The following is a 26,472-nucleotide window of genomic DNA, read 5'->3' on the forward strand; positions in this document are numbered from 1 at the left end:
ACCCCCTCCCCCCCCCCCCCCCCCCAGCCCCACCCCCCCCCCCCCCCCCCCCCCCCCCCCCCCCCCCCCCCCCCCCCCCCCCCCCCCCCCGCTGCAGTTTTCCGGGATATTTCGGGGTATGGCCCCGATCGCGTGATGGCCGGAAACCGACGGTCGGAGGCGGATGCGTTACATCCGGTTTCACCCTCGCCCCATCGCGCGTGTGAGGGTGATCTCGATGACCACCCGTGACGGGTTGGGCCGCGGTGTCCGGCCGTAGCGCTCCGCGTACCGCCGCTCCGCCTCCGCGACCCGCTCCCGCTCCGTACGGACCACGGCCCGCCCCTCCAGCGTCGCCCACCGCCGGCCGTCCACCTGGCAGGCCGCCACGAGCGCGCCCTCCGCCCCCGCCGCGAGCACGTGCCGCACCTTCGCGCTGGACTTGTTCGCGACCACCCGCGCCAGTCGCGCCTCCGGGTCGTACGTCACCGCGACGGGTACGACGTGCGGGGTGCCGTCCGGACGGAGGGTGGTCAGCGTGCACAGGTGCTTCTCGCGCCAGAAGCTGAGATAGGTCTCGTCCGGATCGCCCGGATCTACCGAGTACGTGGTGGCCATGACCCCGGAACTTAGCCCTCGTCGTACTCCCGTCCGCCACCTTGAGTGGAATAGACTCAAGTTTGTGTACGTTGGCCGAGTCAGCAACGAAGGCCGCTGAAGGGTCACCGCAAGGAGGAGAACGGATACGTGGACGCCGAGCTGACCAACCGGAGCCGGGAAGCGATCCAGGCCGCGGGCAACCGGGCCGTGACCGAGGGACACCCCGACCTCACCCCCGGCCACCTGCTGCTCTCCCTGCTCGCCGGGCAGGAGAACGAGAACATCACGGACCTCCTCGCCGCGGTCGACGCCGACCAGGCCGCCGTGCGCTCCGGGGCCGAGCGCGTCCTCGCCGGCCTGCCGAGCGTCACCGGGTCCACCGTCGCACCGCCCCAGCCCAACCGTGAACTGCTCGCCGTCATCGCGGACGCCCAGTCCCGGGCCCGCGACCTCGGCGACGAGTACCTCTCCACCGAACACCTCCTCATCGGCATCGCCGCCAAGGGCGGGGCCGCCGGCGAGGTGCTCACCCAGCAGGGCGCCACCGCGAAGCGGCTCCAGGACGCCTTCCAGAAGGCGCGGGGAGCCCGCCGGGTGACCACCGCCGACCCCGAGGGCCAGTACAAGGCCCTGGAGAAGTTCGGCACGGACCTCACCGCCTCCGCCCGCGAGGGCAGGCTCGACCCCGTCATCGGACGCGACCAGGAGATCCGGCGCGTCGTCCAGGTGCTGTCCCGCCGCACCAAGAACAACCCCGTCCTGATCGGCGAGCCCGGTGTCGGCAAGACCGCCGTCGTCGAGGGCCTCGCCCAGCGCATCGTCAAGGGCGACGTCCCCGAGTCGCTGAAGAACAAGCGGCTCGTCGCCCTCGACCTCGGCGCCATGGTCGCCGGCGCCAAGTACCGCGGCGAGTTCGAGGAACGCCTGAAGACCGTCCTCGCCGAGATCAAGGACTCCGACGGCCAGATCATCACCTTCATCGACGAGCTGCACACGGTCGTCGGCGCGGGCGCGGGCGGCGACTCCGCCATGGACGCCGGCAACATGCTGAAGCCCATGCTCGCCCGCGGTGAGCTGCGCATGGTCGGCGCCACCACCCTCGACGAGTACCGCGAGCGGATCGAGAAGGACCCGGCGCTGGAGCGCCGCTTCCAGCAGGTCCTCGTCGCCGAGCCGTCCGTCGAGGACTCCATCGCCATCCTGCGCGGGCTCAAGGGCCGCTACGAGGCCCACCACAAGGTCCAGATCGCCGACAGCGCCCTCGTGGCCGCCGCCACCCTCTCCGACCGCTACATCACCTCCCGCTTCCTCCCCGACAAGGCCATCGACCTCGTCGACGAGGCCGCGTCCCGGCTCCGTATGGAGATCGACTCCTCGCCCGTCGAGATCGACGAACTCCAGCGCGCCGTCGACCGGCTGCGCATGGAGGAGCTGGCCATCGGCAAGGAGACCGACGCCGCCTCCCGCGAACGCCTGGAGAAGCTGCGCCGCGACCTCGCCGACAAGGAGGAGGAGCTGCGCGGCCTCACCGCCCGCTGGGAGAAGGAGAAGCAGTCCCTCAACCGGGTCGGCGAGCTGAAGGAGAAGCTCGACGAGCTGCGCGGCCAGGCGGAACGCGCCCAGCGCGACGGCGACTTCGACACCGCCTCCAAGCTGCTCTACGGCGAGATCCCGGCCCTGGAGCGCGACCTGGAGGCCGCGTCCGAGGCCGAGGAAGAGGTCGCCAGGGACACCATGGTCAAGGAGGAGGTCGGCGCCGACGACATCGCCGACGTGGTCGCCTCCTGGACCGGCATCCCGGCCGGCCGGCTGATGGAGGGCGAGACCCAGAAGCTGCTCCGCATGGAGGACGAGCTCGGCAAGCGCCTCATCGGTCAGACCGAGGCCGTGCGCGCGGTGAGCGACGCCGTACGGCGCTCGCGGGCCGGGATCGCCGACCCCGACCGCCCCACCGGCTCGTTCCTCTTCCTCGGCCCCACCGGCGTCGGCAAGACGGAGCTGGCCAAGGCCCTCGCCGACTTCCTCTTCGACGACGAGCGGGCCATGGTCCGCATCGACATGTCGGAGTACGGCGAGAAGCACTCCGTCGCCCGTCTGGTCGGCGCGCCCCCCGGGTACGTCGGCTACGAGGAGGGCGGCCAGCTCACCGAGGCGGTGCGCCGCCGCCCGTACAGCGTGGTGCTGCTCGACGAGGTGGAGAAGGCGCACCCCGAGGTCTTCGACATCCTGCTCCAGGTGCTCGACGACGGCCGGCTCACCGACGGGCAGGGCCGCACCGTCGACTTCCGCAACACGATCCTGGTGCTGACGTCCAACCTGGGCAGCCAGTACCTGGTCGACCCGGTGACCACGGAGGCGGAGAAGAAGGAACAGGTCCTGGAGGTGGTCCGGGCCTCCTTCAAGCCCGAGTTCCTCAACCGCCTGGACGACCTGGTGGTCTTCTCGGCGCTGACGAAGGAGGAGCTGAGCCGGATCGCGCGGCTCCAGATCGACGCGCTGGCCCGCCGCCTCGCCGAGCGCCGCCTCCCCCTGGAGGTCACCGACGAGGCCCTGGCCTGGCTGGCCGACGAGGGCATGGACCCGGCGTACGGCGCCCGTCCCCTGCGGCGCCTCGTCCAGACGGCCATCGGCGACCGGCTCGCCCGGGAGATCCTCTCCGGCGAGATCAAGGACGGCGACACGGTCCGCGTCGACCGCTTCGGCGACGACCTGATCGTGGGGCCCGCGACCGGCAAGACGCTGTAGCCGCGGGCGGGAGGGCCCCTCCGGCGGAGGGGCCCCCGCTCACAGCGTGAACGCCGAGAACCGCACGAGCGCGGTGCCCGCGTCCTCGTGGACCACGTTCACCGTGACCGTGTCGGCTCCCACGCCCTCCGGCAGCCCCTGCCCGTACCCCAGATCCAGACACAGATCCGCGTCGTCGTCCGCGCAGAACTCCGTCTCGGGGGCGGGCGCGGCCGGATAGGTGCGCGCGAGCCAGTCCCGGACGTCCGCCCGGGGCATCCGGAATTCCGCCCTGTAATAGAGGTCCTGCCATCCCTGCTGTGTGCAGGCCCCGACGTGCTGGGCACCCGGGGGAAGAGCCGCACCGCCGAAGCCGAGGACGTCCGCGCAGGGCACCTCTTCCGGTCCGCCGCCGAGCGGGTACTCGGAGTCGGAGAAGACGATGCCGGCGAACGCGATGAGAAAGGGGAGCAGGACCAGCGCCGGAAGGGCGACGACGGCCGCGAACAACCACCACCGGGTCCGCCCCGCGACCCGTCCCCCGGTCCTCGCCGCCATCGCGCCCCCACCCGTGCGTCCGCTGTCCACCCGACCGGCCAGATCATGTCAGCCCGGGGCGGACAGGCCCCGTCGGGGCTTGCCACCCCCCTCCCCGCATGAGGGAGGATGGCAGGATCCGTACGAAGGGAAAATCACGGTGACCATCGACCCGTCCTCGATTCCGAATTTCGGGGGCCAGCAGCCCGAGCCGCAGCCCCAAGGACCGGCGGGCCCCGTCGTCCCGGATCAGGACCTCGTGAAGCAGCTCCTCGACCAGATGGAGCTGAAGTACGTCGTCGACGAAGAGGGTGACCTCGCGGCGCCGTGGGAGCAGTTCCGCACCTACTTCATGTTCCGTGGAGAGGGCGACCAGCAGATCTTCTCCGTCCGGACGTTCTACGACCGGCCGCACAAGATCGACGAGAAGCCGCAGCTGCTCGAGTCCGTCGACGACTGGAACCGGCGCACCCTGTGGCCCAAGGTGTACACCCACACCCACGACGACGGCACGGTCCGTCTCATCGGTGAGGCCCAGATGCTGATCGGCATGGGCGTCAGCCTGGAGCACTTCGTCTCCTCGACGGTCAGCTGGGTGCGGGCCGCGATCGAGTTCGACAAGTGGCTCGTCGAGCAGCTCGGCCTGGAGCAGGAGATCAACGAGGCGGAGAAGCCCGAGGACGACGAGTAGTCCGTCCTGACGCGGGAGAAGCCCGGCCCCGGCGTCGACCCTCACGGTCGGCCGTCGAACGGCCGGGCTTCTCCGCGTCCGCGCGGCGACTGCTCCGCCTCCCCGGCCGCGACGCACCCCCCGCCGTTCTCCCCTTCCAGACCTGCGGCGGTTGCGACAAGGCGTTCCGTGCAGCGGAACCCGGACAGTGCCGGGACTGCCGCTCGGGGAGCCTTCTCCATGCCGCCTGCTGAAGACTCGGGAGATTCCGACGGCGCCTACGGGGCCGGCCTGACCGCGAGGCGGTCGGCTGCCTCCTGAAGGACGTCGTCCTTCTTGCAGAAGGTGAAGCGGACCTGGGCGCGGCCGGCGTCGGGGTCGTCGTAGAAGACGGAGTTGGGGACGGCGACGACGCCGCAGCGTTCGGGGAGGGCGCGGCAGAAGGCGTAGGCGTCCTTCTCGCCGAAGGGGGTGATGTCGGTGGTGATGAAGTACGTGCCCTGAGGTTGGTAGACCTCGAACCCGGCCGCGCGCAGGCCGCCGGCGAGCAGGTCGCGCTTGCGTCGCAGGTCGGCGCGGAAGGTGTCGAAGTACGTGTCCGGCAGGCGGAGTGCCTCGGCGATCGCGTACTGGAAGGGGCCCGCGCTGACGTAGGTCAGGTACTGCTTGGCCGTCCGGACGGCGGAGACGAGCGGGGCGCTCGCCGTGACCCAGCCGACCTTCCAGCCGGTGAACGAGAACGTCTTGCCGCTGCTGGAGATGGTCACCGTGCGGTCCCGCATGCCCGGGAAGGTCGCCAGCGGTACGTGTTCGGCGTCGTCGAAGACCAGGTGCTCGTAGACCTCGTCGGTCACGACGAGCAGATCGCGTTCGACCGCCAGCTCGGCGATCGCCGCCAGCTCCTCGCGGGTGAGGACCGTGCCGGTCGGGTTGTGCGGGGTGTTGATCAGGAGCAGACGGGTGCGGTCGGTGACGGCGTCGCGGAGTTCGTCGAGGTCGAGGTGGAAGCGGCCCCCGCGCGGGCGGAGCGTGACCGGGACGCGGGTGCCGCCGGCCAGGGCGACGCAGGCCGCGTAGGAGTCGTAGTACGGCTCGAGGGCGATCACCTCGTCGCCGGGCTCCACCAGGGCGAGCAGCGCGGCCGCGATCGCCTCGGTGGCGCCCGCGGTGACCAGGACCTCGGTGTCGGGGTCGAAGGAGAGGTCGTAGAGGCGCCGTTGGTGGTCGGAGATCGCGGTGCGCAGCTCGGGGATGCCGGGGCCCGGCGGGTACTGGTTGCCGCGGCCGTCGCGCAGGGCCCGTACGGCGGCCTCCCGGACCTCCTCGGGCCCGTCGGTGTCGGGGAAGCCCTGGCCCAGGTTGATGGATCCGGTCCGCAGGGCCAGGGCGGACATCTCGGCGAAGATCGTCGTCCCGAACCCGGCGAGCCGGCGGTTCAGGAGGGGGCGCGCGCTGGAGGTCATGGCGGTCATCCTGCGCCGAAGCTCTGGAGTTCCTCAACTCTGCTTTGGGGCGTGTGGGCGGGGGGCATCTCCCCGGCACGCACGTGAGCGAGGCGCCCACGGGGGGCCGCTTCGGGGGATCACGGGGCAACGAAAGGAGGGTGGCGCCATGGTCATCGGCATCATCCTGGTTGTGCTCTTCGCGGTGTTGGCCGTCGTCGTCGTGGGCGCGGCCCGCGGTACGACGCGGCGGGTGGGCGTCGGCCGTCGCGGCAGGGGCCGTGACAGCTGGTGGGCCGGTGGCGGTGGGGGCAGCGGCGGGGGCTGCGGCTCGTCGTCGTCCGGCGGCGGATCGTCCTGTGGAGGTGGCTCGTCCTGCGGAGGCGGGTCGTCCTGCGGGGGCGGCGGATGCGGTGGCGGAGGCGGCTGACACGGGGCAGCACGCCTCCGCTTCGGGAGACAACGCATCCGCGACAGCGGGGTCCGCACCTGGGGCGGGCCCCGCTGTCTCGTTGAGCGGGGGCAATCCGTCCGGTTCCGGTTGTGACCCGGCGGCGTGGCGTGCGGGGTGTGAGCCGTTCACGCGGGGCGTACGCCGTGATTGAACAGTTGAGCTGAGGAGCCCCCCAGGGGATGGAAAGCCCACGAAGTTGGGTAAAAACGCTGTGGTGGCGCCACAGTTCATGAAAGCCTCTAAATCACCGACGCAGCCCTCGGACTCCCCGCGGACCCTTCTTCCGGCCGGGTGACCGGGCTGACGGGCCGAGTTCCCCGGTGCGACCGGGGTGCGCGGACCCCCTATCTCCCTCTCCATGTGTGCTTGCGGAGCCGATCCATGCTCACGACCCTGAACACCACCTATTCCGACACATGTGCCTCCGACCTGGCCTGGGCCCTGGGACGCGAGCCGCTTCCCGCGCTGGCCACCCTCGATCTCGAACTGGGCCGGTCACGGCTCCAGTTGAGACTGCTCGGCGCGTCCCACCAGGTGCTGCTGGAGGAGGAGCGGGGCGTCTGCTCGGAGACGGTGGCGTGCATTCCGGGCAGCAGCACGCCGCTTCCGCTGGGTGTGGCCAAGCGGGTGGACGACTGGGAGTACGAGTTCGCCGCCCGGGTCGAGGCGCTGTCGCCGGGCTCCTTCGAAGGCCGCGCCCAGGAGTTGCTCGCCCTGGTCTCCGACCATCCGCAGGGCCTCGCCGGGATCTTCCCCGGCAGTCCGCACGCCTTCACCGCCATGCTCGCCCAGCGCCACGAGGGTCAGGTCCACTGGCGGACCTGGCACGCCTACCCGCAGGACGGGCAGTTGGTGGCGACGCGGACCAGGGTGGGAGTGCGGGTGAAGTCGGCGGTCCGAGGGCGCTGACGCGAAGTCATTGCTCATACCAATATCGGACGGGCCTAAACAAAGACCACACGTGTGGGTGACGATGTGCGATGAGGGTGTGACGTAACGTCGCTGGAGTGATCGAACCGCAGGCCCCCGCCCCACCCGGCTCCACGCAGTCCGGGCACGGGCCGGGCGGCTCCGGTGACGACACGGGGAGCCCGCTGCGGCTGCCGGTGCGGCAGGGCACCGGGCGGTTCCTGGTCCTCGCGGGCGTGTTCGTCTGCGCGGCCTGCGGACTGGTGTACGAGCTGGAACTGGTGGCGCTGGCCACGTACTTGATGGGCGACTCGGTCACCCAGGCGTCGGTCGTGCTCTCCGTGATGGTCTTCGCGATGGGCATCGGCTCGCTCGCCGCGAAGCGGCTGCGGCGGCACGCGGCGGCCGGGTTCGGTGCCGTCGAGGCGACCCTCGCCCTCGTCGGCGGGTGCAGTGCGATGGCGCTGTACGCCGTGTTCGCCTGGACGGGGGACTGGGGCGGCGTGTGGGCGAGCGGCCCCCGCGCGCTGCTGGTGGCCTTCTCCCTCGCGACCGGACTGCTGATCGGTGCCGAGGTGCCGCTGCTGATGGAGCTGATCCAGCGGATCCGCCGGCAGGACGCGGGGGGCGCGGTGGCCGACCTGTCCGCCGCGGACTACGTCGGCGCGCTCGTGGGCGGCCTCGCCTTCCCCTTCCTGCTGCTGCCGCTCCTCGGCCAGCTGACCGGCGCGCTGATCACCGGCGCCGTCAACGCGGTCGTCGGCGGCGCGCTGGTGCTCGGGCTGTTCCGGCAGGACCTCACGGCCCGCGCCCGCCGGCTGCTGGTGTGGGCCAACGTGGGCGTGCTCGTGGTCCTCGCCTCGGCCGCCGCCCTCGTCGACGACTTCGAACGGGCCGCCCGGCACGCCATGTACGGCCCGGACGTCCGCGTGGCCCTCCACACCGACGTCCAGGAGGTGCTGCTCACCGGCGGGCGGGACGGACGGCCGCTGAACCTGTTCCTCGACGGGCGGCTGCGGGTCAGCGGACGGGACGAACTCCGGTACCACGAGGCGCTGGTGCACCCCGCGATGAACGGCCCGCACGCGCGCGTGCTCGTCCTCGGCGGCGGTGACGGGCTGGCCGCGCGCGAGGTGCTGCGCCACCCCGGTGTGCGCCGGGTCGACGTCGTCGAACTCGACGCGGGCGTCGTGCGGCTGGCCCGCCACGATCCGGCGCTGTCCGCGCTGAACGCGCACGCCCTCGACGACCCGCGCGTGCGGGTGACCACCGCGGACGCCTTCGACTGGCTGCGCGGGGCGCCCGCGGCGGCGTACGACGTGGTCGTCTCGGATCTGCCGCATCCCGGGATCACCGCGAGCACCAAGCTGTACTCGCGGGAGTTCTACGGACTGGCCGGGCGGGTGCTGGCGCCCGGCGGGCGGCTCGTGGTGCACGGGGGAGCGGTGGCGTCCCGCCCCCGCGACTTCTGGACGGTGGACTCCACGCTCCGCGCGGCGGGGTTCCGTACCGCCGCGTACCGCACGCGCGGCCGGCAGGCGGAATTCGCCGCCGGGCCCGACCGGGGTACCGCGGTGAACGCCCGCACCGACCGCGACTGGGGTTTCGTCCTGGCCTCCGGTGACCTCCCCGAGCCGCGCCTCGACCCCTCGGGGCCGCGCCCGCGCACGCTCGACGACGCCTCCCTCGCGGCGGACGTCCGGGCCGCGGGGCGCACCCGGGTCCCCGGTCTGCCGCCGTCCACGCTGGTGCATCCCCGGTACACCGGCTGAGCCCCTTACTACGTTCCGCACCGACGCGCCGTGACTTCTCGCCGACGGGGGTGCAGCCCGGCGTCGCGTGGGTAGGCTCCGCACTCATGGAGCACGAGGTGTTCGTTCCGGTTGAGGTGGAGCGGCTCAGGGAGGTGCTGGACGACCCCGCGCGGGTCGCCCGGGCGGTGCCCGGGCTCCAGCACGACGCCGGTGCGGATCCCGTCGCCGGCCGCCTGAAGGTCCGCGTCGGCAGCCACTCCGTCACCTACCGCGGGGCGGTACGGGTGTCCGCGCGGGACGACGGCTCGTACGCCGTCGAGGGCGACGCGTCGGAGACCCGCGGCAGCGGTGCGGTGACGCTCGCGCTGCGGCTGACACTGCGGGACGAGTCGGGCGGCACGGTCCTCGCCGTCACCGGGACTGCGACGGCCGACGGCCGGGTCACGGAACTCCCGGCGGACGCGGTGGCCTCCGCGGTGACCCGCCTGCTCAACCGCTTCGCGGAGAATCTGGGCACGGTGGCGGGTGAGGCCGGGACCGCGGTCCCGGAGTCGCCGGAACTGCTGGCGGCGGGGGACTTCGAGCCCCAGGCCACCACCGACTTCGAGACCACCCCGGACGCGGACGACGCCGCCCCGCCTCCCGAGCCCGGCCCGGAACCGGACGAAGAGGTCCCGTCCGTCTTCGACGCGGAGATTCCCCCGCCCTCCCTCGACGCGGGCGTGGAGGACGCGGAGGACTCGGAGGAGGAGGACTCCGTCGCCGAGGCGGCGCACGCCCGGCGGACGATGATCGGCCGCAGCGCCGAGGAGGTCGACCACGCCCCGCCCCGCGGCCGCTACGCCCCCGTCCCCGCCCCCCAGACCGTCGCGTCCCCCACCCCCCTGCGCTGGGCCGCCCCCGCGGCAGCCCTCGCCGTCGCCTCGGCCGTGGTCGCCATCAGAGCCCTCCGCCGCCGCCACTGACCCGCGCCGGGGCGCGGCACCCTCGAAGCGGTGCGCGTAGGCGACCCGGCCCCGCGCCCGGGCACCGGCACCGGCAAGTGCTGCCTCCCGGCACCTGCACCACGCACCCGGCCCGCGCTGCGGGCGTGCTCCGCACCGCCGTGCTGCCTGCGCCGTCCGCCCCGCCCACGCTGCCCGCCCCGCGCCGTGGACGTCCTTCCGCACCGCCGTGCCGGCTGCGCCCTGCGCCGCTCGGCGCTGCCGCGTTGTGCACTGCCCGCGCCGCACTGCCGTGCGCTGCGGGCGTGCTTGCGCGCCGCTGTGCCGGCTGCGCCTTGCGCCCTTCGGTGCTGCCGCGTTGTGCACTGCCCGCGCCGCCCGCCCCGCGCTGCGGGCGTGCTTGCGCGCCGCTGTGCCGGTTGCGTCTTGCGCCCTTCGGTGCTGCCGCGTTGTGCACTGCCCGCGCCGCCCGCCGCGCGCTGCGGGCGTGCTTGCGCGCCGCTGTGCCGGTTGCGTCTTGCGCCGCTCGGTGCTGCCGCGTTGTGCACTGCCCGCGCCGCCCGGCCCGCGCTGCGGGCGTGCTGGCGCGCCGCCGTGCCGGCTGCGCCCTGCGCCGCTCGGTGTCACCGTGCTCCGCGCCGCCCGCGCCGCGCTGCGGGCGGGCTTTCGCACCGCCGTGGCGCCTGCGGCGCCCCCGCGCCGTCCCGTCCTGCCCTCACGATGTGTCCCCGTCGTCAGGCCCGTGCCCGCGTCGCCCCGTCCGGCAAGGGGTGCGGGGAGAGGGAGCGCCGGGGACGGGGGGTTGATCGTCACAGTAGGGTCTTCGCGTGAGTAACGAACACATCACGCTGACCGCGGGTGACGCGGAGGTGGACGTGCTGCCGGGGAACGGCGGTCGGGTCGGTGGGCTGCGGGTCGGGGGCGTCGAACTGTTGCGGCAGGGGGAGCGGTTCGGGTGCTTCCCGATGGTGCCCTGGTGCGGGCGGATCCGTGAGGGGCGGTTCCGGGACGGCGCCACCGTGCAGCAGATGCCGCTCAACGCCCCGCCGCACGCCATCCACGGCACCGCCCGCGACGCCGCCTGGCGCACCGCCCGCAAGAGCACCGACGAGGCCGTGATCACGTACGACCTCGTCGAGCCGTGGCCGTACCCGGGGCGCGTCACCCAGCAGATCGCGCTCACCGGGGACTCCCTGACGCTGACGATGAGCGTGGAGACGTACGAGTCGTCGTTCCCCGCGCAGATCGGCTGGCACCCGTGGTTCAACCGCAGCCTCGGCGGCGAGGACGTCGCGATCGACTTCGCGCCCGCCTGGCAGGAGGAGCGCGGGGAGGACCATCTGCCGACCGGACAGCGCATCGACCCGAAGCCGGGGCCCTGGGACGACTGCTTCGGGATGCCCGGCGGTGTCGACGTCACCCTCACCTGGCCGGGGCAGCTGGAGCTGAAGGTGACCAGCCGCGAGGAGTGGGTCGTGGTCTACGACGAGCAGCGCGAGGCAGTCTGCGTGGAGCCGCAGACCGGGCCGCCGAACGGGCTCAACACCCACCCGCGTCTGGTCACCCCCCTGGAGCCGCTGGAGGCCTCGACGACCTGGACCTGGACCCGCCTCTAAGCTGGCTGACATGAGTGACGTACGTGGCGCGCTGCTGAAGCAGATCAAGGACAAGGCCGTGGTGCACGGCAAGGTGACCCTCTCCTCCGGTCTGGAGGCCGACTACTACGTCGACCTGCGCCGCGTCACCCTCGACGGCGAGGCCGCCCCGCTGGTCGGGCAGGTGCTGCTGGACCTGACCGCGGAGCTGGACTTCGACGCGGTGGGCGGCCTGACCATGGGAGCCGACCCGGTGGCGGCCGCCATGCTGCACGCCGCCGCCGCACGCGGCCGGAGGCTGGACGCCTTCGTCGTCCGCAAGGCCGCCAAGGCGCACGGCCTCCAGCGGCGCGTGGAGGGCCCGGACATCAGGGGCCGCCGCGTCCTCGTCGTCGAGGACACGTCCACCACCGGCGGCTCCCCGCTCACCGCCGTCGAGGCCGTGCGCGAGGCCGGCGCGGAGGTCGTGGCCGTCGCGACGATCGTCGACCGGGCGACCGGCGCCGCCGAGAAGATCCAGGAGGGCGCCGGGGTGCCGTACCTGTTCGCCTACTCCAAGGACGAGCTCGGCCTCGACTGAGAATCACCCCGCATAACGACTTGACCTGCACCGTCGACCAGCCCGGCAAGTCTGGGAAGATGGGCCCGACAATGACGTCGCTTCCAAGGTTCCAGGTCAGGGCCGACAGTACGCAGTACGCCACACCGCACGCATAAGGAGCGGACAGATGCCCATCGCAACTCCCGAGGTCTACAACGAGATGCTGGACCGGGCGAAGGCAGGAAAGTTCGCCTACCCGGCCATCAACGTCACCTCGTCCCAGACCCTGCACGCGGCACTGCGCGGCTTCGCCGAGGCGGAGAGCGACGGCATCGTCCAGATCTCGACGGGCGGCGCCGAGTTCCTGGGCGGCCAGCACAAGAAGGAGATGGTGACCGGCGCGGTCGCGCTCGCCGAGTTCGCGCACATCGTCGCCGAGAAGTACGACGTCAACATCGCCCTGCACACCGACCACTGCCCGAAGGACAAGCTCGACGGGTACGTCCGCCCGCTGCTCGCGGTGTCCGAGGAGCGCGTCAAGGCCGGCCGCAACCCGCTGTTCCAGTCCCACATGTGGGACGGCTCCGCGGAGACCCTCGCCGACAACCTGTCCATCGCCCAGGAGCTCCTCGAGCGCGCCCGCGCCGCGAAGATCATCCTGGAGGTCGAGATCACCCCGACCGGCGGCGAGGAGGACGGCGTCTCGCACGAGATCAACGACTCCCTCTACACCACGGTCGACGACGCCGTCCGCACCGCGGAGGCCCTCGGCCTCGGCGACAAGGGCCGCTACCTGCTCGCCGCGTCCTTCGGCAACGTGCACGGCGTGTACAAGCCGGGCAACGTGGTGCTCCGTCCCGAGCTGCTGAAGGAGCTCAACGAGGGCGTCGCCGCCAAGTACGGCAAGCCGGCCGGCTCCCAGCCGTTCGACTTCGTCTTCCACGGCGGCTCCGGCTCCTCCCCGGAGGAGATCCTCACCGCGCTGGAGAACGGCGTCGTGAAGATGAACATCGACACCGACACCCAGTACGCGTTCACGCGTCCGGTCGCCGACCACATGTTCAAGAACTACGACGGCGTCCTGAAGGTCGACGGCGAGGTCGGCTCCAAGAAGACCTACGACCCGCGCACCTGGGGCAAGCTGGCCGAGGCGTCCATGTCGGCCCGCGTCCTGGAGGCCTGCCAGAACCTGCGCTCCACGGGTACCCGCATCAAGTAACACCCCGCAGCACGGGAGCCCGGTACCGCCCCAGGTGCCGGGCTCTTCCGTATGCTCGCTCCATGCCCGACGTCCGGCTGTCCTCACCGCAGGGCAAGTGGATCCTGCTCACCACGGTGCTCGGCTCCAGCATGGCCCTGCTCGACTCCACCGTGGTCAACGTCGCCCTCCCGCGCATCGGCCGCGACCTGGACGCCGACCTCGCCGTACTCCAGTGGACCGTCAACGCCTACATGGTCACGCTGGCCGGGCTGATCCTGCTCGGCGGGGCGCTGGGCGACCGGTTCGGGCGGCGGAAGGTGTTCGTCGTCGGCGTGCTGTGGTTCGCCTTGGCCTCCCTGCTGTGCGGCCTCGCCCCGAACGCCGGCATCCTCATCGCCGCCCGCGCTCTCCAGGGCGTCGGCGGGGCGTTGCTCACCCCCGGCTCGCTCGCGCTCATCCAGGCGTCCTTCCACCCCGACGACCGGGGCCGCGCGGTCGGCCTGTGGTCCGGCTTCGGCGGCATCGGCGCGGCGGTCGGCCCGTTCGTCGGCGGCTGGCTGGTGGACGGGCCCGGCTGGCGCTGGGTGTTCCTGCTCAACGTTCCGCTCGCCCTGCTCTGCGCCCCCATCGCCGTGCGCCACGTACCGGAGTCGGCGGGCGGGAAGGCCGAGGGCCGGTTCGACGTCCTCGGCGCGGCACTCGGCGCGATCGCCCTCGCGCTGGTGACGTACGCGCTGATCGAGGCCGACGAGGGGTCCCTGCTGGTCGCGGTCTCCGCGGTCGCCGGACTGGCCGCCGCGGTCGCCTTCGTCCTCGTCGAGAAGCGCCGCCCGGTCCCGATGATGCCGCTGGACATCTTCGCCTCCCGGCAGTTCTCGGCGGTCAACGTGGTCACGCTGTGCGTGTACGCGGCGTTCGGCGGGTTCTTCTTCCTCGCCGCGCTCCAGCTCCAGGTCGTCGTCGGCTGGTCCGCGCTGGCCGCCGGTACGGCGCTGCTGCCGACCACCGCCCTGATGCTGCTGCTCTCCGCCCGCTCGGGCGAACTCGGCGACCGGATCGGCCCGCGCATCCCGCTCACCGTGGGACCGCTGCTGTGCGCGGCCGGGATGCTGCTGATGCTGCGGGTCGGGCCGGACGCCTCGTACGCCACCGAGGTGCTGCCCGCGCTGGTGGTGCTCGGCTTCGGCATGGTCACCCTGGTGGCCCCGCTGACCGCGACCGTCCTCGCCTCCGTGGACACCGCGCGGGCCGGTCTGGCCAGCGGCATCAACAACGCCGCCGCCCGCGCGGCCGGCCTGGTGGCGGTGGCCGCGCTGCCGCTGCTCGCCGGAATGGGGCCCGAGGCGTACCGGCTGCCGGACGCCTTCGACGACGCCTTCCGGCGGGCCATGCTGCTGTGCGCGGGCGTCCTGGTGGTGGGGGCGGGCATCGCCTTCGCGACCGTGCGCCGCCCGGCGCCGGACTGCCGGCACCCGGAGTGCCTGCCGCACGGGAGTGTGGCGGTGCCCCCGCTGGAGGCGGGGGAGGAGGGCGGGAGCCGGCCGCGCTGATGTACGAGACTGGACCCATGTCGATTCACGAGAACCTCCTCGGGGGCCCGCCCCCGACCCACCTCCCCGACGACCCCGGCCCGCGCGAGCTGCTCGCCTCCGGCACCACGCCCGCCGACGTCGCCGCCCAGCACCCCACCTCCTCGCTGGCCTGGGCCCGGCTGGCCGACGAGGCCTTCGAGCGGGGCAGCGTCGTGGAGTCGTACGCGTACGCCCGTACGGGCTACCACCGCGGACTGGACGCGCTGCGCCGCAACGGCTGGAAGGGCCACGGCCCGGTGCCGTGGGAGCACGAGCCGAACCGCGGCTTCCTGCGCGCCCTGCACGCCCTCGCCCGCGCCGCGCAGGCGATCGGCGAGCAGGAGGAGTACGAGCGTTGCAGCCAGTTCCTGAAGGACTCCTCGCCGACGGCGGCCCAGGTGCTGGGCTGAGCCGTCCGTGTTCCGTGGGGCCCGCCTGTGAGCAGGCGGGCCTTGCGGTCGTGGGGGAGCATTACGGAGGATGCACCGTGGGGACCGGGGCCCCCGTGCCGGTAACGGCAGGGGCGGACCGCTACCCGGAGTAACAACAGGAGACAGCGATGTCCCACGAGGCTCACGAGCCCGAGACCCCGCATCTCGACTTCAAGGGAACGACCCCTTACGAGGACTACGTCAAGGCCGACGTCCTCACCCACCTCCAGCACACCCTCTCCGACGATCCCGGAGAGATGGTCTTCCTGGTCACCACCCAGGTGATGGAGCTGTGGTTCACCGTCATCGTCCACGAGTGGGAGACCGCGGCGAAGGCGCTGCGCCGGGACGACGTACCGACCGCGGTCGACGCGCTGAAACGTTCCGTGCGGGAGCTGGAGGCGCTGAACGCCTCCTGGAAGCCCCTCAGCGGCCTCACCCCGGCGCAGTTCAACGCGTACCGCGGCGCGCTCGGTGAGGGCTCCGGATTCCAGTCGGCGATGTACCGGCGGCTGGAGTTCCTGCTCGGCGACAAGTCCGCGTCCATGCTGGTCCCGCACCGGGGCGCGCCGCGTGTGCACGCCGAGCTGGAGAAGGCGCTGCACGAGCCGAGCCTGTACGACGAGGTGCTGCGGTTCCTCGCGCGGCGCGGGCACGCGATCCCCGAGGACGTGCTGCGGCGCGACGTGACGCTGAAGTACGAGCCGTCGGCGGAGGTGGAGGCGGTCTGGACGGCCGTCTACTCGGGTGACGAACGGGACGAGGTGGCCCGCCTCGGCGAGGCGCTGACCGATGTCGCCGAGCTGGTGTGGCGCTGGCGCAACGACCATCTGGTCGCCACCCGCCGCGCGATGGGCGCCAAGGCCGGTACGGGAGGCTCGGCCGGGGTGGCCTGGCTGGAGAAGCGGGCGCGGAAGAGCGTGTTCCCCGAGCTGTGGACGGCGAGGTCCTATGTCTGAGCTCGCGCAGAGGGCGGAGAAGCTGGACGGGTCCGACGAACTGGCCGCCAAGCGCGCCGAGTTCGTGCTGGACGACGTGGTCTACCTCGACGGCAACTCGCTGGGCGCGCTGCCCGCCGCGGTGCCCGGCCGGGTGGAGGACGTGGTGCGCCGGCAGTGGGGCGAGCTGCGGATCCGGTCCTGGACGGAGGGCGGCTGGTGGACGGCGCCGGAGCGGATCGGCGACCGGATCGCGCCGCTGGTCGGGGCGGCGGCCGGGCAGATCGTCGTGGGCGACTCCACCAGCGTCAATGTGTTCAAGGCGCTGGTGGGCGCGGTACGGCTGGCGCGGTCGGCGGATCCAGGCCGGGACGAGATCGTGGTCGACGCGACCACGTTCCCCACGGACGGCTACATCGCCGAGTCGGCGGCCCGGATGACGGGCTGCACGCTGCGTCCGGTGGCCCCGTCCGAGGTGCCGGGCGCGCTCGGTGAGCGTACGGCGGCGGTGCTGCTCAACCACGTCGACTACCGCACCGGCCGGCTGCACGACCTGCCGTCGCTGACGGCCGCCGTGCACGCGGTGGGGGCGTACGTCGTCTGGGACCTCTGCCACAGCGCGGGCGCGCTGCCGGTGGACCTGGACCGGCACGGGGTGGACCTGGCGGTCGGCTGCACCTACAAGTACCTGAACGGGGGGCCCGGTTCACCCGCGTTCCTGTACGTCCGCGCGGATTTGCAGGACCGCTTCGACTCCCCGCTGCCCGGCTGGAACTCCCACACGGAGCCGTTCGGGATGCGCCCGGAGTACGAGCCGGCGGCGGGCGCGGTGCGCGGGCGGGTCGGCACTCCGGACATCCTCTCCATGCTCGCCCTGGAGGCGGCGCTGGAGGTCTGGGACGGGGTGACGGTCGAGGAGGTGCGGGCCAAGTCCCTCGCGCTGACGGACTTCTTCCTGGAGTGCGTCGAGGAGTACGTCCCCGACGGCCGGGTCGAGTGCGTGACACCGCGTGCGCACGGGGAGCGGGGCAGCCAGATCGCCCTGCGCTGCCCGGACGCCGGGGACGTGATGAAGCGGCTGATCGAGCGGGGCGTGGTCGGCGACTTCCGCCACCCGGACGTGCTCCGGTTCGGCTTCACCCCGCTGTACGTCGGTTTCGCGGACGTGGAGCGGGCGGCGCGGGTGCTGGCGGAGGTGCTGGCGTAGTCCTCCGGGGCCGGGGGGTGACGTCGTACGGTGTCGCCTCCCGGGCCCGCTGACCGAGCGTGACATCCGCATGTCGGCGTACGTGGGCGTGCTGATACCGTCCCGGCCAAACGGCCGCGTTCCCGTCGGTCCGTCACCCGTGTTTTGTCGCTGAGAGGTTGGAGCAATGACGGACGACGTCGCAGCCGCCCGGGCCGCCGCCGAGGAGGAGTCGGCCTTCTCCCACCCGCCCGTCGACCCCGACGCCACGGCGGCGTACGGCGACGGACCGGACCGGCTGATCGACTTCTACGCGCCTCGCGGGGAGGACGGACGGCCCGCGCCCGTCGTGGTCGTCCTGCACGGGGGTGCCTGGCGGGCGCCGTACGACCGGCGGCACATCAGTCCGTTCGCGGCCTTCCTGGCCGGGCGGGGCTTCGCCGTGGCCAGTGTCGAATACCGGCGCGGTGAGCCCGGTGGGGGTGACGCCGTCGCCGGGCGGTGGCCCGACACCTTCGACGACGTCGCCGCCGCGATGGACGCGTTGCCCGCGCTGGTGCGTGAGTATCTGCCGGGGGCCGATCCGCGGCGGGTCGTTCTCACCGGCCACTCGGCGGGCGGTCACCTCGCGCTGTGGGCCGCCGCCCGGCATCTCCTCCCCGCCGACGCCGTCTGGCGCACGGACGGGCCCCCGCCGCTGCGGGGTGTCGTCGCCCTCGCGCCGATAGCCGACTTCGCGGTCGCCGACAAGCTCGGGGTGTGCGGGGGTGCGGCTCGCGAACTCCTCGGCGGTGACGAGTACTTCGCCGAGCGCCAGGCCTACGCCGACCCTGCGTTGCTGCTTCCCACCGGTATCGCCACCACTCTTGTGCAGGGGCGCACCGACGTCGATGTCCCGCAGGCGGTCGCCGAGGCGTATGCGGAGGCGGCGGCGAAGGCCGGGGAGGTGGTGGGGGTGACCTTGCTGGAGGACGTCGGGCACTTTCCGCTGATCGATCCGGGGGCGGATGCGTGTGCGGTGGTGGCGGAGGAGATCGCGCAGTTGGCGTGGTGATACCCGTCATACCTGAGAGCTACCTCTCGGGTGAGTCCCTCGGCGGGACGCGGGTTACGCGCGTGGCTCCGTAACTTCCCTTTTCGGCAGGCCCGATGGTCGGGCTGGCGGGGGAGGTGCGGGCGGGATGGGAACCACCGGGGGATCGTGGGCCGGGGGGTGTTCGCGCGGCCCGGCGCTTGCGGGGTGCCGTCGCGCCCACCCGTGCCGCCCCAGCGGCACGACTGCCCGCGGATCGCGAGGGCGGGGGGTGCTTGCTGGGGTTGTTGCTTGTGCTCTTGCTTTGCCGTTGGCCGGGGCTGTTCCGGGGCGGGTGCCTGCGCCGGTGCCTGCCGTGGTGGCGGCGCCCACGGCTGGGGCGCTCGACGGTATCTACGCCGCCCACCGGGGCAACGCCCGGGAAGCGGCCCGTATGGCCGACGCCTACGGTGACCGGGAGCGGGCCGCCGTCGACCGGGCGCTGGCCGGGCGGCAGTTGCTGGACTTCGACGGGCGCGGGTCCGGGCGGGTCACCGAGGTTCTCGGTGACCTCGCGCACGCCGACCGTGTCGCCGTCCTCGTCCCCGGCTCCGACACCGGTCTCGACACCTACGGCCGGTTCCGCGCCGCCGCCGTGGCCCTGCACGAGCGGCTCACCCCCCGTACGGCGGTCGTGGCCTGGCTCGGCTACGAGACGCCCGGCACCGTCAGCACCACCGTCGCCACCACCGGCCGGGCGGAGGAAGCCGCGCCGGGACTGCGCGACCTCGTCCGCGACCTGCGTGCCGTCGCCGGACAGCGGGCCCGGATCTCCCTCCTCTGCCACTCCTACGGCTCCGTCGTCTGCGCCGAGGCCGCCGACGGTCTCGACGCCGACGACCTCGTCCTCCTCGGCAGCCCCGGCACCGGCGCCGACACCGCCGCGGACCTGCGCACCCGGGCCAGGGTCTGGGCCGCCCGGGGTGCCGACGACTGGGTCGGCAACGTCCCGCACCTCAGCGCCGACCTCTTCGGCACCACCGTCGGCTTCGGCACCGACCCCGTCTCCCCGGCCTTCGGCGCCCGGGTCTTCGCGGCCGGCGACGGCGGCCACAGCGACTACTTCGCCCCCGGCTCCACCTCCCTGACCAACCTCACCCGGATCGTCCTCGGCGAGATCTCGGCGGTGACCTCATGAGCCGGCTCACCACCGCGATACGCGCGGCCGCCGGGCGCCTCGACGCGGCCACCCCCGACCGGCGCGACCGTGCCGTGGACGCCCTCCGCGCCGGCGCCGTCCTCGGCGTCGTCCTCGGCCACTGGCTGGTCACCGCCCTCGTCGCGGACGGCCGCACCCTGCACACCGCCAGCCCGCTCCAGCACCTGCCGTGGCTGGCACCCGTCTCCTGGGCCTTCCAGACCCTCGCCGTGTTCTTCCTGGTCGGCGGCCATGTCGCGACCCGCGGGTACGCCTCGGCCCGCGCCCGCGGCATCCCGTACCACCGCTGGCTGGGGGCCCGGCTGGCCCGGCTGTTCAAGCCGGTCGCCGCCGTCCTCGGCCTGTGGACGGTCGTCACGGCCGCCCTGCTGCTCTCCGGTGCCGACCTGGCGACGATCCGCACGCTCGTGAAGCTGGCCCTGTCGCCGCTCTGGTTCCTGCTGGTCTTCGCCGCCCTGACCGCCGCGACCCCGCTGCTCGCCCGGCTGCACCCGCTGTGGCCGCTCGCCGTCGTCCTCCACGTCGACCTGTTCCGCTTCGGCCTCGGCGCCCCCGACCGGCTCGGCTGGCTGAACCTGGTGGCCGGCTGGCTGGTGCCGTACACCCTGGGCGCGGCCTGGACCAGGGGCGAGCTGGAACGCCGCCGCTCCGGCTGGATCCTGCTCGTCTCCGGTACGGCGGCCACGGCCGCGCTCGTCGCCGGGGCCGGCTACCCGGCGTCGATGGTCGGCGTCCCGGGCGCCGGCGTCTCCAACCTCAACCCGCCGACGCTGGCCGCCGTCACCTTCGGCCTCGCCCAGTGCGGGCTGGCGCTGCTGCTGCGGGAGCCGCTGCGCCGCGCGATGCGCGCACCGGTCGCGTGGGCGGCGGTGGCCCTGGTCAACCTCTCCGCGATGACGGTCTTCCTCTGGCACCAGACCGCCCTCATGGCGACCACCGCCACCGGTCTCCTCGCGGGCAGGCTCCCCGGTCTGCACACGGTCCCCGACGGCCTCGGCTGGGTGGCCGCCCGTGTGGCCTGGCTGCCGGTGCTGGCCCTCGCCCTCGCGGTGTGCCTGGCCGCCTTCCGGTCCTGGGAACGGGGCGGTGGCGGGCGGCGGGGAGCGTCCCGGGTGGTCCGCGCGCACCGGCCGGCCGTGAAGGACGTACGGCATGTCTAGGCTGGACCGCGTGGCGAACAAGGGGGTGGAACTCGTCCGGCGGTGGCTGGGCGTCCTGCGGGACGACCTGTGGACGGCGCGTGTCGACCCCCTGCCTCCGTCGGCGTGGCTGCGCTGGCTGCCGCACGGCATCGTGTGCCTGGCCGCGTTCGGCGTGCTGGTCGGTGACGCGGCCCAGCTCCGGGAGAACGCCCGGCTCGACGGCGGGGCCGCCTTCGCGGTCGCCCTCGCCGAGGCCGGCGCGATGGTGCTCGCGCTGTGGCGGCCGATCCCGGCGTGGTGGCTGTCGATGGCGGCCATGGTGGCGGGGCAGTACGCGGTGCGGCTCCTGATGACCCCCGACGGCTACAAGTTCACCTGGCCCTGGACGGCGGCCGGGATCGTCGCGCACCTCTTCGTCCTCCTGCTGGTCGCCCTGCGCGTCCGCCCCCGGGTGTCCCTGGAGACGCTCGGCCTGACGGCGCTCGCCACCTACGTCGTCCAGGGGCTGGTGGGCGCCCAGAACTTCCAGCCGACCGGGCAGCTCGCCGTCATCCTCTTCACCGTCGCCGTCATGTTCGGGATGGCCCTGCGCAGCCGCCGCGAGGCCCGTACGGCACTCGCGCAGCAGACCTCGCTCACCGCCGAGGAACGCGCCCGGCGCACCCTGCTGGAGGAGCGCAGCCGCATCGCGCGGGAGCTGCACGACGTGGTGGCCCACCACATGTCGGTGATCTCCATCCAGGCCCAGGTCGCCCCGCACCTCGTCCAGGACCCGCCCGACGAGCTGAAGGAGAACCTCGCCGGCATCCGCCAGAACGCCGTGGAGGCGCTGACCGAACTGCGCCGCGTGCTGGACGTGCTGCGCTCCGAACACCCCGCCCCCGGTGAGCGCTCGGACGCCCCGCAGCCCACCCTCGACCGTCTCGCCTCGCTGGTGGAGAACACCCGCGCCGCCGGGCTGACCGTGACCACCGAGATCAGCGGGGAGCGGCGCCCGCTGCCGCCCGGCGTGGAGCTGTCGGCGTACCGGATCGTGCAGGAGGCGCTGAGCAACGTACTGCGGCACGCGCCCGGCGCGACCGCCCATGTCACCCTGGCCTACGATCCGCGGGGGCTGCGGGTGACGGTCGTCAACACCGGACCGACCCGTGAGGCACCGCCGTCGGCCGGCGCCGGGCACGGGCTGCTCGGCATGCGGGAACGGGCCGTCATGCTGGGGGGCAGGCTGACCGCCGGTCCCTGGGCCGGCAAGGGCTACAAGGTCGACGCCCACCTCCCGGTCTCCTCCCCGCCCGCCACCGAACCCCTTCCCCAGGACGGCACCGCATGATCCGCGTACTCATCGCCGACGACCAGCAGATGGTCCGGCAGGGCTTCACCGTGCTGCTCAACACGCAGCCCGACATCGAGGTGGTCGGCCAAGCGGTGGACGGACTGGACGCGGTCGCGCAGGTCGCCGAACTCGCCCCGGACGTCGTCCTGATGGACATCCGCATGCCCGAACTCGGCGGGATCGAGGCCACCGCCCGCATCACCGCCGCCACCCCGCACATCAGGGTGCTGGTGCTGACCACCTTCGACCTCGACGAGTACGTGTACGAGGCGCTGCGCGCCGGGGCGTCCGGCTTCCTGCTGAAGGACGCCTCCGCCGAGCAACTCGCCGAGGCGGTGCGCGTGGTGGCGGCCGGGGACGCGCTGCTCGCGCCCGGCGTCACCCGCCGGCTGATCGCCGAGTTCTCCCGGCTGGACGCCCGGCCCCGCAGCCCCCTCAAACAGCGCGTGGGCGACCTCACCGAACGCGAGACGGAGGTGCTCGCGCTGATCGCGCAGGGCCTGTCGAACGCGGAGATAGCGGTACGTCTCGTGGTGGCCGAGCAGACCGTGAAGACCCACGTCGGCCGGATCCTGGTGAAGCTGGGCCTGCGGGACCGCACCCAGGCGGCGGTGTTCGCGTACGAGTCCGGGCTGGTCCGTCCCTCCGGGTACTGAGCGCCGCCGCTCGGTCATGGCCCGCGTAGTACCTGAGACGGACGCCCGGGAACCCGTCTCAGCGGTGACGACCGCCCTCACCCGGTCGGCCTACGGTGTGGGCGTGACCGAGACGACTCACCAGCAGCACGGGGCCGGGACGCGCAGTCCGGAGTTCCGGCTGGCCCAGGACGCCCTGCGCGGGCTGCGCCAGGACCTGTTCCACGACCCGTTCGCCTACCGCCCGCTGCCGCGCCGGCACACGGACGGCCCGTTCGTCCGCCGGCTGCCCGAACGGCTGCGCACCTCGGCGGAACACCTCCCGCACGCGGTGGTGGCGGCGGTCGCGCTGCTCGCCCTGTGCGTCGGCTCGCTGGGCGGCGACCTGCCCGGCGGCGACGTACCGGCCGTGCTGACCGGCATGCTGTGCGCCGTCCCGGTGCTCGCCACGCTGGTCCGGCCGGTCGGCGCGTTCTGGCTGTCCCTCGCCGTGACCCCGGTGGTCGCCGTCCTCAACGGCACCGGATGGGACTGGCCGTGGATGCCCGGCGCGTTCATCTGCCACCTGGCGGTGCTGATCGTCGTGGCGCTGCGCACCCGGCCCCGCACCGCCCTCTGGATGTGGGTGCTGACCTCCGCGTACGCGTTCCTCGCCGACGTCTTCTTCGGCGGGGCGTACTACTACACCAACGGCGGGCCCATGATGGTCACGTCCGCCTTCGCCCTGCTCGTGGTCTCCCTCTGGCACGTCCGCAGGACGGCGCAGCAGGAGGTGACCGCCCAGCAGACGGTCACCGCGCACGAACGCTCCCGGCGCACGCTGCTGGAGGAGCGCACCACCATCGCCCGGGAACTGCACGACGTGGTGGCCCACCACATGTCGGTGGTCGCCATCCAGGCCGAGGCCGCGCCCTACCGGGTGGAGAACCCGCCGCCCGAGCTGGAGCGCGCCTTCGTCACCATCCGGGAGAACGCGGTGGCCGCCCTCACCGAGCTGCGCCGCATCCTCGGCGTGGTCCGCGCCGAGGACTACGAGGCCCCGGACGCCCCGCAGCCCACCCTCGCCGACCTGGACGCCCTGCTCGTCAACGTGCGGGACGCCGGTCTCGAGGTGGAGAAGGTGGTGACCGGTGCGGTGCGGGAACTGCCGCAGGGTGTGGAGCTGTCGGCGTACCGGATCGTGCAGGAGGCGCTGAGCAACAGCCTGCGCCACGCGCCCGGCGCGAGCGCCCGCGTGGAGCTCGGGTACGTCCTCGGCGGGCTCGGCATACGCGTCGTCAACGGTCCGATGCCCGAACCGAGCCTGGTCAAGCCCTCGCCCGGTGCGGGACACGGCATCACCGGCATGCGCGAACGGGTCACCATGCTGAACGGCGAGATGACGGCCGGCCCGACCGACGACGGCGGTTACGAGGTCGCCGTGTTCCTGCCGGCCGCCACGGTGAACGAGAACGAGGGTGACGCATGACGATCCGGGTCCTGATCGCGGACGACCAGATGATGGTGCGCGAGGGCTTCTCGGTCCTGCTCAACGCGATGCCGGACATCGAGGTCGTCGGCGAGGCCGTCAACGGCCGGGAGGCCGTCGACCGGGTCCGCGAACTCGCCCCCGACATCGTGCTGATGGACATCCGCATGCCCGAGCTGAACGGCATCGAGGCGACCCGGGAGATCGTCGCCACCGACGGCGCCGCGAAGGTGCTGGTGCTGACCACCTTCGACCTCGACGAGTACGTCTACCAGGCGCTGCGCGCGGGCGCCTCCGGCTTCCTGCTCAAGGACGCCTCGGCCCGCCAGCTCGCCGACGGGGTGCGGGTCGTCGCGGCGGGTGAGGCGCTGCTCGCCCCCTCGGTGACCAGGCGCCTGATCACCGAGTTCTCCAAACTGTCCGAGGGCCCGCGGCTGATGCCGTCCGCGCAGGCGGCGTACGGCGATCTCACCGAGCGGGAGACGGAGGTGCTGGTGCTGATCGCGCAGGGCCTGTCGAACTCGGAGATCGCCGGGCGGCTGGTGGTCGCCGAGTCGACGATCAAGACGCACGTGAGCCGCATCCTGGTGAAGCTGGGCCTGCGGGACCGCACCCAGGCGGCGGTGTTCGCGTACGAGGCGCGACTGGTGACACCGGGCTGACCGGCACCGGGCCCGTCGGCCTCAGATCTGGTTCAGGCCGCCGTCGACGTACAGGCTGGAACCGGTGATGAAGCTGCTCTGCTCGGAGGCGAGGAAGAGCACGGCGGCGGCGATCTCCTCCGGGGCGGCCAGCCGCCCCAGCGGCACCGAGTCGGCCAGGAACCGCTTGAACTCCGCCGACTGCTCCGCGTCGGGCTGAAGTCCCGAGAGGCCGGGGGTCTCGGTCGGGCCGGGGGTGACGGCGTTGACCCGGATGCCGCGTCCCTTGAGTTCGTTGGCCCAGGTGCGGGCGAACGAGCGGGTGGCCGCCTTGGACGCCGCGTACAGGCCGAACGCCGGCGCGCCGGAGTCCGCGCTGGTGGAGCCGTTCAGGATGATCGAGGCACCGTCGTTGAGTACCGGCAGGGCCTTCTGGACGGTGAACAGCGTGCCGCGGACGTTGACGCCGAAGTGGATGTCGAACTGTTCCTCGGTGATGTGCTCCAGCGGCACGAACTCGGCGACGGAGGCATTCGCGAACAGCACGTCCAGTCCCTCGCCCCGGGCGCGGACCACGTCGTACAGCCGGTTCAGGTCGTCCGGGTCCGAGATGTCGCCCACCACCGCGGTGGCCGCCGCGGAGCCGATCGTTTCGACGGCCGTGTCGAGTTCGGCCTTGCGCCGACCGGTGATGATCACGTGCGCGCCCTCGGCGGCCATCCGCTGAGCGGTGGCCAGGCCGATTCCGGTGCCGCCGCCGGTGACGAGGGCGGTCTTCCCTTCCAGCAGTCCCATGGTGATCGTTTCCCTTCGAGTTCTGTAGCGATCGATGCGGAATTCAGACCCTAGCACTTCTGTAGTGATCGATGCGGAAGATTCTGCATCGATCGCTACGGAAGGGGTAGAGTGCACGGGTGGCGAGCAAGCAGAGCGGTCCGATCGGCCGACCCCGAGCCTTCGACACCGAGGCGGCGCTGGAACGCGCCATGCTCCACTTCTGGGAGCACGGCTACGAGGGCGCCAGCCTCAGCGGCCTGACCAAGGCGATGGGCATCTCCACCACCAGCATGTACGCGGCCTTCGGCAACAAGGAGGAACTGTTCCGCAAGGTCCTGGAGCGCTACGACGAAGGCCCGAGCGCCTACCTGAACCGGGCCCTGGAACAGCCGACCGCACTCGGCGTCGCGACCACGATCCTGACCGGCGCCGTACGCACCACCACCCGGCCGGCTCAGCCCCACGGGTGCCTGGGTGTCCAGAGCGCCCTGGTCACCGGTGCCTCGGGCAGCGGCGTCCGCGATCTCCTCGCCGCCTGGCGCAACAACGGGTGCGACCGCCTCCGCGAGCGGTTCCAGCAAGCCGTCGACGAGGGCGACCTGCCCCCCACGACCGACGCGGGACTACTGGGCCGGTACGTCAGCACCCTGGCCTTCGGCATCGCCGTGCAGGCCGCGAGCGGTGTCGGCCGCGACGAACTCCAGGGCATGGCCGACGCCGCGCTGAAGACCTGGCCACCCTTCTGAACCGGACACGCACGCCGGGCCGA

24 protein-coding genes are annotated in these 26,472 nt (G+C 72.9%); 20 read left to right on the forward strand and 4 right to left on the reverse strand.

Annotation, left to right across the window (positions count from 1 at the left end; translation table 11 throughout):
- Positions 1-180: 180 nt before the first annotated feature.
- Positions 181-597 carry a pyridoxamine 5'-phosphate oxidase family protein gene (locus ACZ470_RS11735; protein WP_468426703.1) on the reverse strand — a complete coding sequence of 139 codons (417 nt, stop codon included), beginning with the start codon at positions 595-597 and terminating at the stop codon, positions 181-183.
- A gap of 129 nt (positions 598-726) precedes the next feature.
- Between ACZ470_RS11735 and clpB the strand changes: the two genes are divergently transcribed.
- The gene (gene clpB, locus ACZ470_RS11740) at positions 727-3,324 is read left to right on the forward strand and encodes an ATP-dependent chaperone ClpB (protein WP_468426704.1); all 2,598 of its coding nucleotides are present in this window, start codon (positions 727-729) and stop codon (positions 3,322-3,324) included.
- Positions 3,325-3,363: 39 nt separating this feature from the next.
- Here the strand turns inward: clpB and ACZ470_RS11745 are convergent, their stop codons facing one another.
- Positions 3,364-3,861, reverse strand: a complete 498-nt coding sequence (locus ACZ470_RS11745) for a hypothetical protein (protein ID WP_468426705.1) — start codon at positions 3,859-3,861, stop codon at positions 3,364-3,366.
- 139 nt (positions 3,862-4,000) lie between these two features.
- On the opposite strand from ACZ470_RS11745, the gene ACZ470_RS11750 reads away from it, so the two are divergent.
- Positions 4,001-4,531 carry a YbjN domain-containing protein gene (locus ACZ470_RS11750; protein ID WP_468426706.1) on the forward strand — a complete coding sequence of 177 codons (531 nt, stop codon included), beginning with the start codon at positions 4,001-4,003 and terminating at the stop codon, positions 4,529-4,531.
- A gap of 257 nt (positions 4,532-4,788) precedes the next feature.
- Here ACZ470_RS11750 and ACZ470_RS11755 read toward each other — a convergent pair whose 3' ends face one another.
- Positions 4,789-5,982: a pyridoxal phosphate-dependent aminotransferase gene (locus ACZ470_RS11755; protein WP_468426707.1), complete on the reverse strand. Its 1,194-nt coding sequence runs from the start codon at positions 5,980-5,982 to the stop codon at positions 4,789-4,791.
- 805 nt (positions 5,983-6,787) lie between these two features.
- On the opposite strand from ACZ470_RS11755, the gene ACZ470_RS11760 reads away from it, so the two are divergent.
- The 17 genes from ACZ470_RS11760 to ACZ470_RS11840 all read left to right on the forward strand — a co-directional run bounded on the left by ACZ470_RS11760 (position 6,788) and on the right by ACZ470_RS11840 (position 24,947).
- The gene (locus tag ACZ470_RS11760) at positions 6,788-7,315 is read left to right on the forward strand and encodes a DUF2617 family protein (RefSeq protein WP_468426708.1); all 528 of its coding nucleotides are present in this window, start codon (positions 6,788-6,790) and stop codon (positions 7,313-7,315) included.
- A 98-nt stretch (positions 7,316-7,413) separates the two neighbouring features.
- Positions 7,414-9,087, forward strand: coding sequence for a polyamine aminopropyltransferase (locus tag ACZ470_RS11765; protein WP_468426709.1), 1,674 nt, complete (start codon positions 7,414-7,416; stop codon positions 9,085-9,087).
- Positions 9,088-9,173: 86 nt separating this feature from the next.
- Entirely contained in the window at positions 9,174-10,034 is an 861-nt protein-coding gene (locus ACZ470_RS11770; protein WP_468426710.1) for an SRPBCC domain-containing protein, read from the forward strand.
- 806 nt (positions 10,035-10,840) lie between these two features.
- Positions 10,841-11,629 carry an aldose epimerase family protein gene (locus ACZ470_RS11775; protein WP_468426711.1) on the forward strand — a complete coding sequence of 263 codons (789 nt, stop codon included), beginning with the start codon at positions 10,841-10,843 and terminating at the stop codon, positions 11,627-11,629.
- Positions 11,630-11,639: 10 nt separating this feature from the next.
- Positions 11,640-12,188 carry an orotate phosphoribosyltransferase gene (gene pyrE / locus ACZ470_RS11780; protein WP_468426712.1) on the forward strand — a complete coding sequence of 183 codons (549 nt, stop codon included), beginning with the start codon at positions 11,640-11,642 and terminating at the stop codon, positions 12,186-12,188.
- Between the two features lie 148 nt (positions 12,189-12,336).
- Positions 12,337-13,368 (forward strand): class II fructose-bisphosphate aldolase, encoded by a 1,032-nt coding sequence (gene fbaA / locus ACZ470_RS11785; RefSeq protein WP_468426713.1) that lies wholly within the window; start codon positions 12,337-12,339, stop codon positions 13,366-13,368.
- 62 nt (positions 13,369-13,430) lie between these two features.
- The gene (locus tag ACZ470_RS11790) at positions 13,431-14,900 is read left to right on the forward strand and encodes an MFS transporter (RefSeq protein WP_468426714.1); all 1,470 of its coding nucleotides are present in this window, start codon (positions 13,431-13,433) and stop codon (positions 14,898-14,900) included.
- 17 nt (positions 14,901-14,917) lie between these two features.
- Positions 14,918-15,331 (forward strand): DUF3151 domain-containing protein, encoded by a 414-nt coding sequence (locus tag ACZ470_RS11795; RefSeq protein ID WP_468426715.1) that lies wholly within the window; start codon positions 14,918-14,920, stop codon positions 15,329-15,331.
- A 149-nt stretch (positions 15,332-15,480) separates the two neighbouring features.
- The gene (locus ACZ470_RS11800) at positions 15,481-16,311 is read left to right on the forward strand and encodes a tryptophan 2,3-dioxygenase family protein (RefSeq protein WP_468426716.1); all 831 of its coding nucleotides are present in this window, start codon (positions 15,481-15,483) and stop codon (positions 16,309-16,311) included.
- The gene (gene kynU, locus ACZ470_RS11805; protein ID WP_468426717.1) at positions 16,304-17,497 is read left to right on the forward strand and encodes a kynureninase; all 1,194 of its coding nucleotides are present in this window, start codon (positions 16,304-16,306) and stop codon (positions 17,495-17,497) included. The genes ACZ470_RS11800 and kynU overlap by 8 nt, the downstream gene beginning before the upstream one ends.
- 166 nt (positions 17,498-17,663) lie before the next feature.
- The gene (locus ACZ470_RS11810; RefSeq protein ID WP_468426718.1) at positions 17,664-18,530 is read left to right on the forward strand and encodes an alpha/beta hydrolase; all 867 of its coding nucleotides are present in this window, start codon (positions 17,664-17,666) and stop codon (positions 18,528-18,530) included.
- Positions 18,531-18,657: 127 nt separating this feature from the next.
- Complete coding sequence (locus ACZ470_RS11815) at positions 18,658-19,686, forward strand: alpha/beta hydrolase (protein WP_468426719.1); 1,029 nt, start codon at positions 18,658-18,660, stop codon at positions 19,684-19,686.
- On the forward strand, positions 19,683-20,867 hold the full coding sequence (locus ACZ470_RS11820; RefSeq protein ID WP_468426720.1) for an acyltransferase family protein: 1,185 nt from the start codon (positions 19,683-19,685) through the stop codon (positions 20,865-20,867). The genes ACZ470_RS11815 and ACZ470_RS11820 overlap by 4 nt, the downstream gene beginning before the upstream one ends.
- On the forward strand, positions 20,860-22,179 hold the full coding sequence (locus tag ACZ470_RS11825; protein WP_468426721.1) for a sensor histidine kinase: 1,320 nt from the start codon (positions 20,860-20,862) through the stop codon (positions 22,177-22,179). Before ACZ470_RS11820 ends, ACZ470_RS11825 begins: the two co-directional genes overlap by 8 nt.
- Positions 22,176-22,838 (forward strand): response regulator, encoded by a 663-nt coding sequence (locus ACZ470_RS11830; protein ID WP_468426722.1) that lies wholly within the window; start codon positions 22,176-22,178, stop codon positions 22,836-22,838. The genes ACZ470_RS11825 and ACZ470_RS11830 overlap by 4 nt, the downstream gene beginning before the upstream one ends.
- 16 nt (positions 22,839-22,854) lie before the next feature.
- On the forward strand, positions 22,855-24,285 hold the full coding sequence (locus ACZ470_RS11835; RefSeq protein WP_468426723.1) for a sensor histidine kinase: 1,431 nt from the start codon (positions 22,855-22,857) through the stop codon (positions 24,283-24,285).
- Positions 24,282-24,947, forward strand: coding sequence for a response regulator (locus ACZ470_RS11840; protein ID WP_468426724.1), 666 nt, complete (start codon positions 24,282-24,284; stop codon positions 24,945-24,947). Before ACZ470_RS11835 ends, ACZ470_RS11840 begins: the two co-directional genes overlap by 4 nt.
- 21 nt (positions 24,948-24,968) lie before the next feature.
- Here ACZ470_RS11840 and ACZ470_RS11845 read toward each other — a convergent pair whose 3' ends face one another.
- Positions 24,969-25,721, reverse strand: coding sequence for an SDR family NAD(P)-dependent oxidoreductase (locus ACZ470_RS11845; RefSeq protein ID WP_468426725.1), 753 nt, complete (start codon positions 25,719-25,721; stop codon positions 24,969-24,971).
- Positions 25,722-25,840: 119 nt separating this feature from the next.
- Between ACZ470_RS11845 and ACZ470_RS11850 the strand changes: the two genes are divergently transcribed.
- Positions 25,841-26,449 (forward strand): TetR/AcrR family transcriptional regulator, encoded by a 609-nt coding sequence (locus ACZ470_RS11850; protein ID WP_468426726.1) that lies wholly within the window; start codon positions 25,841-25,843, stop codon positions 26,447-26,449.
- The last annotated feature ends 23 nt before the right edge of the window (positions 26,450-26,472 follow it).

The organism is Streptomyces sp. NPDC031111 (assembly GCF_055570675.1).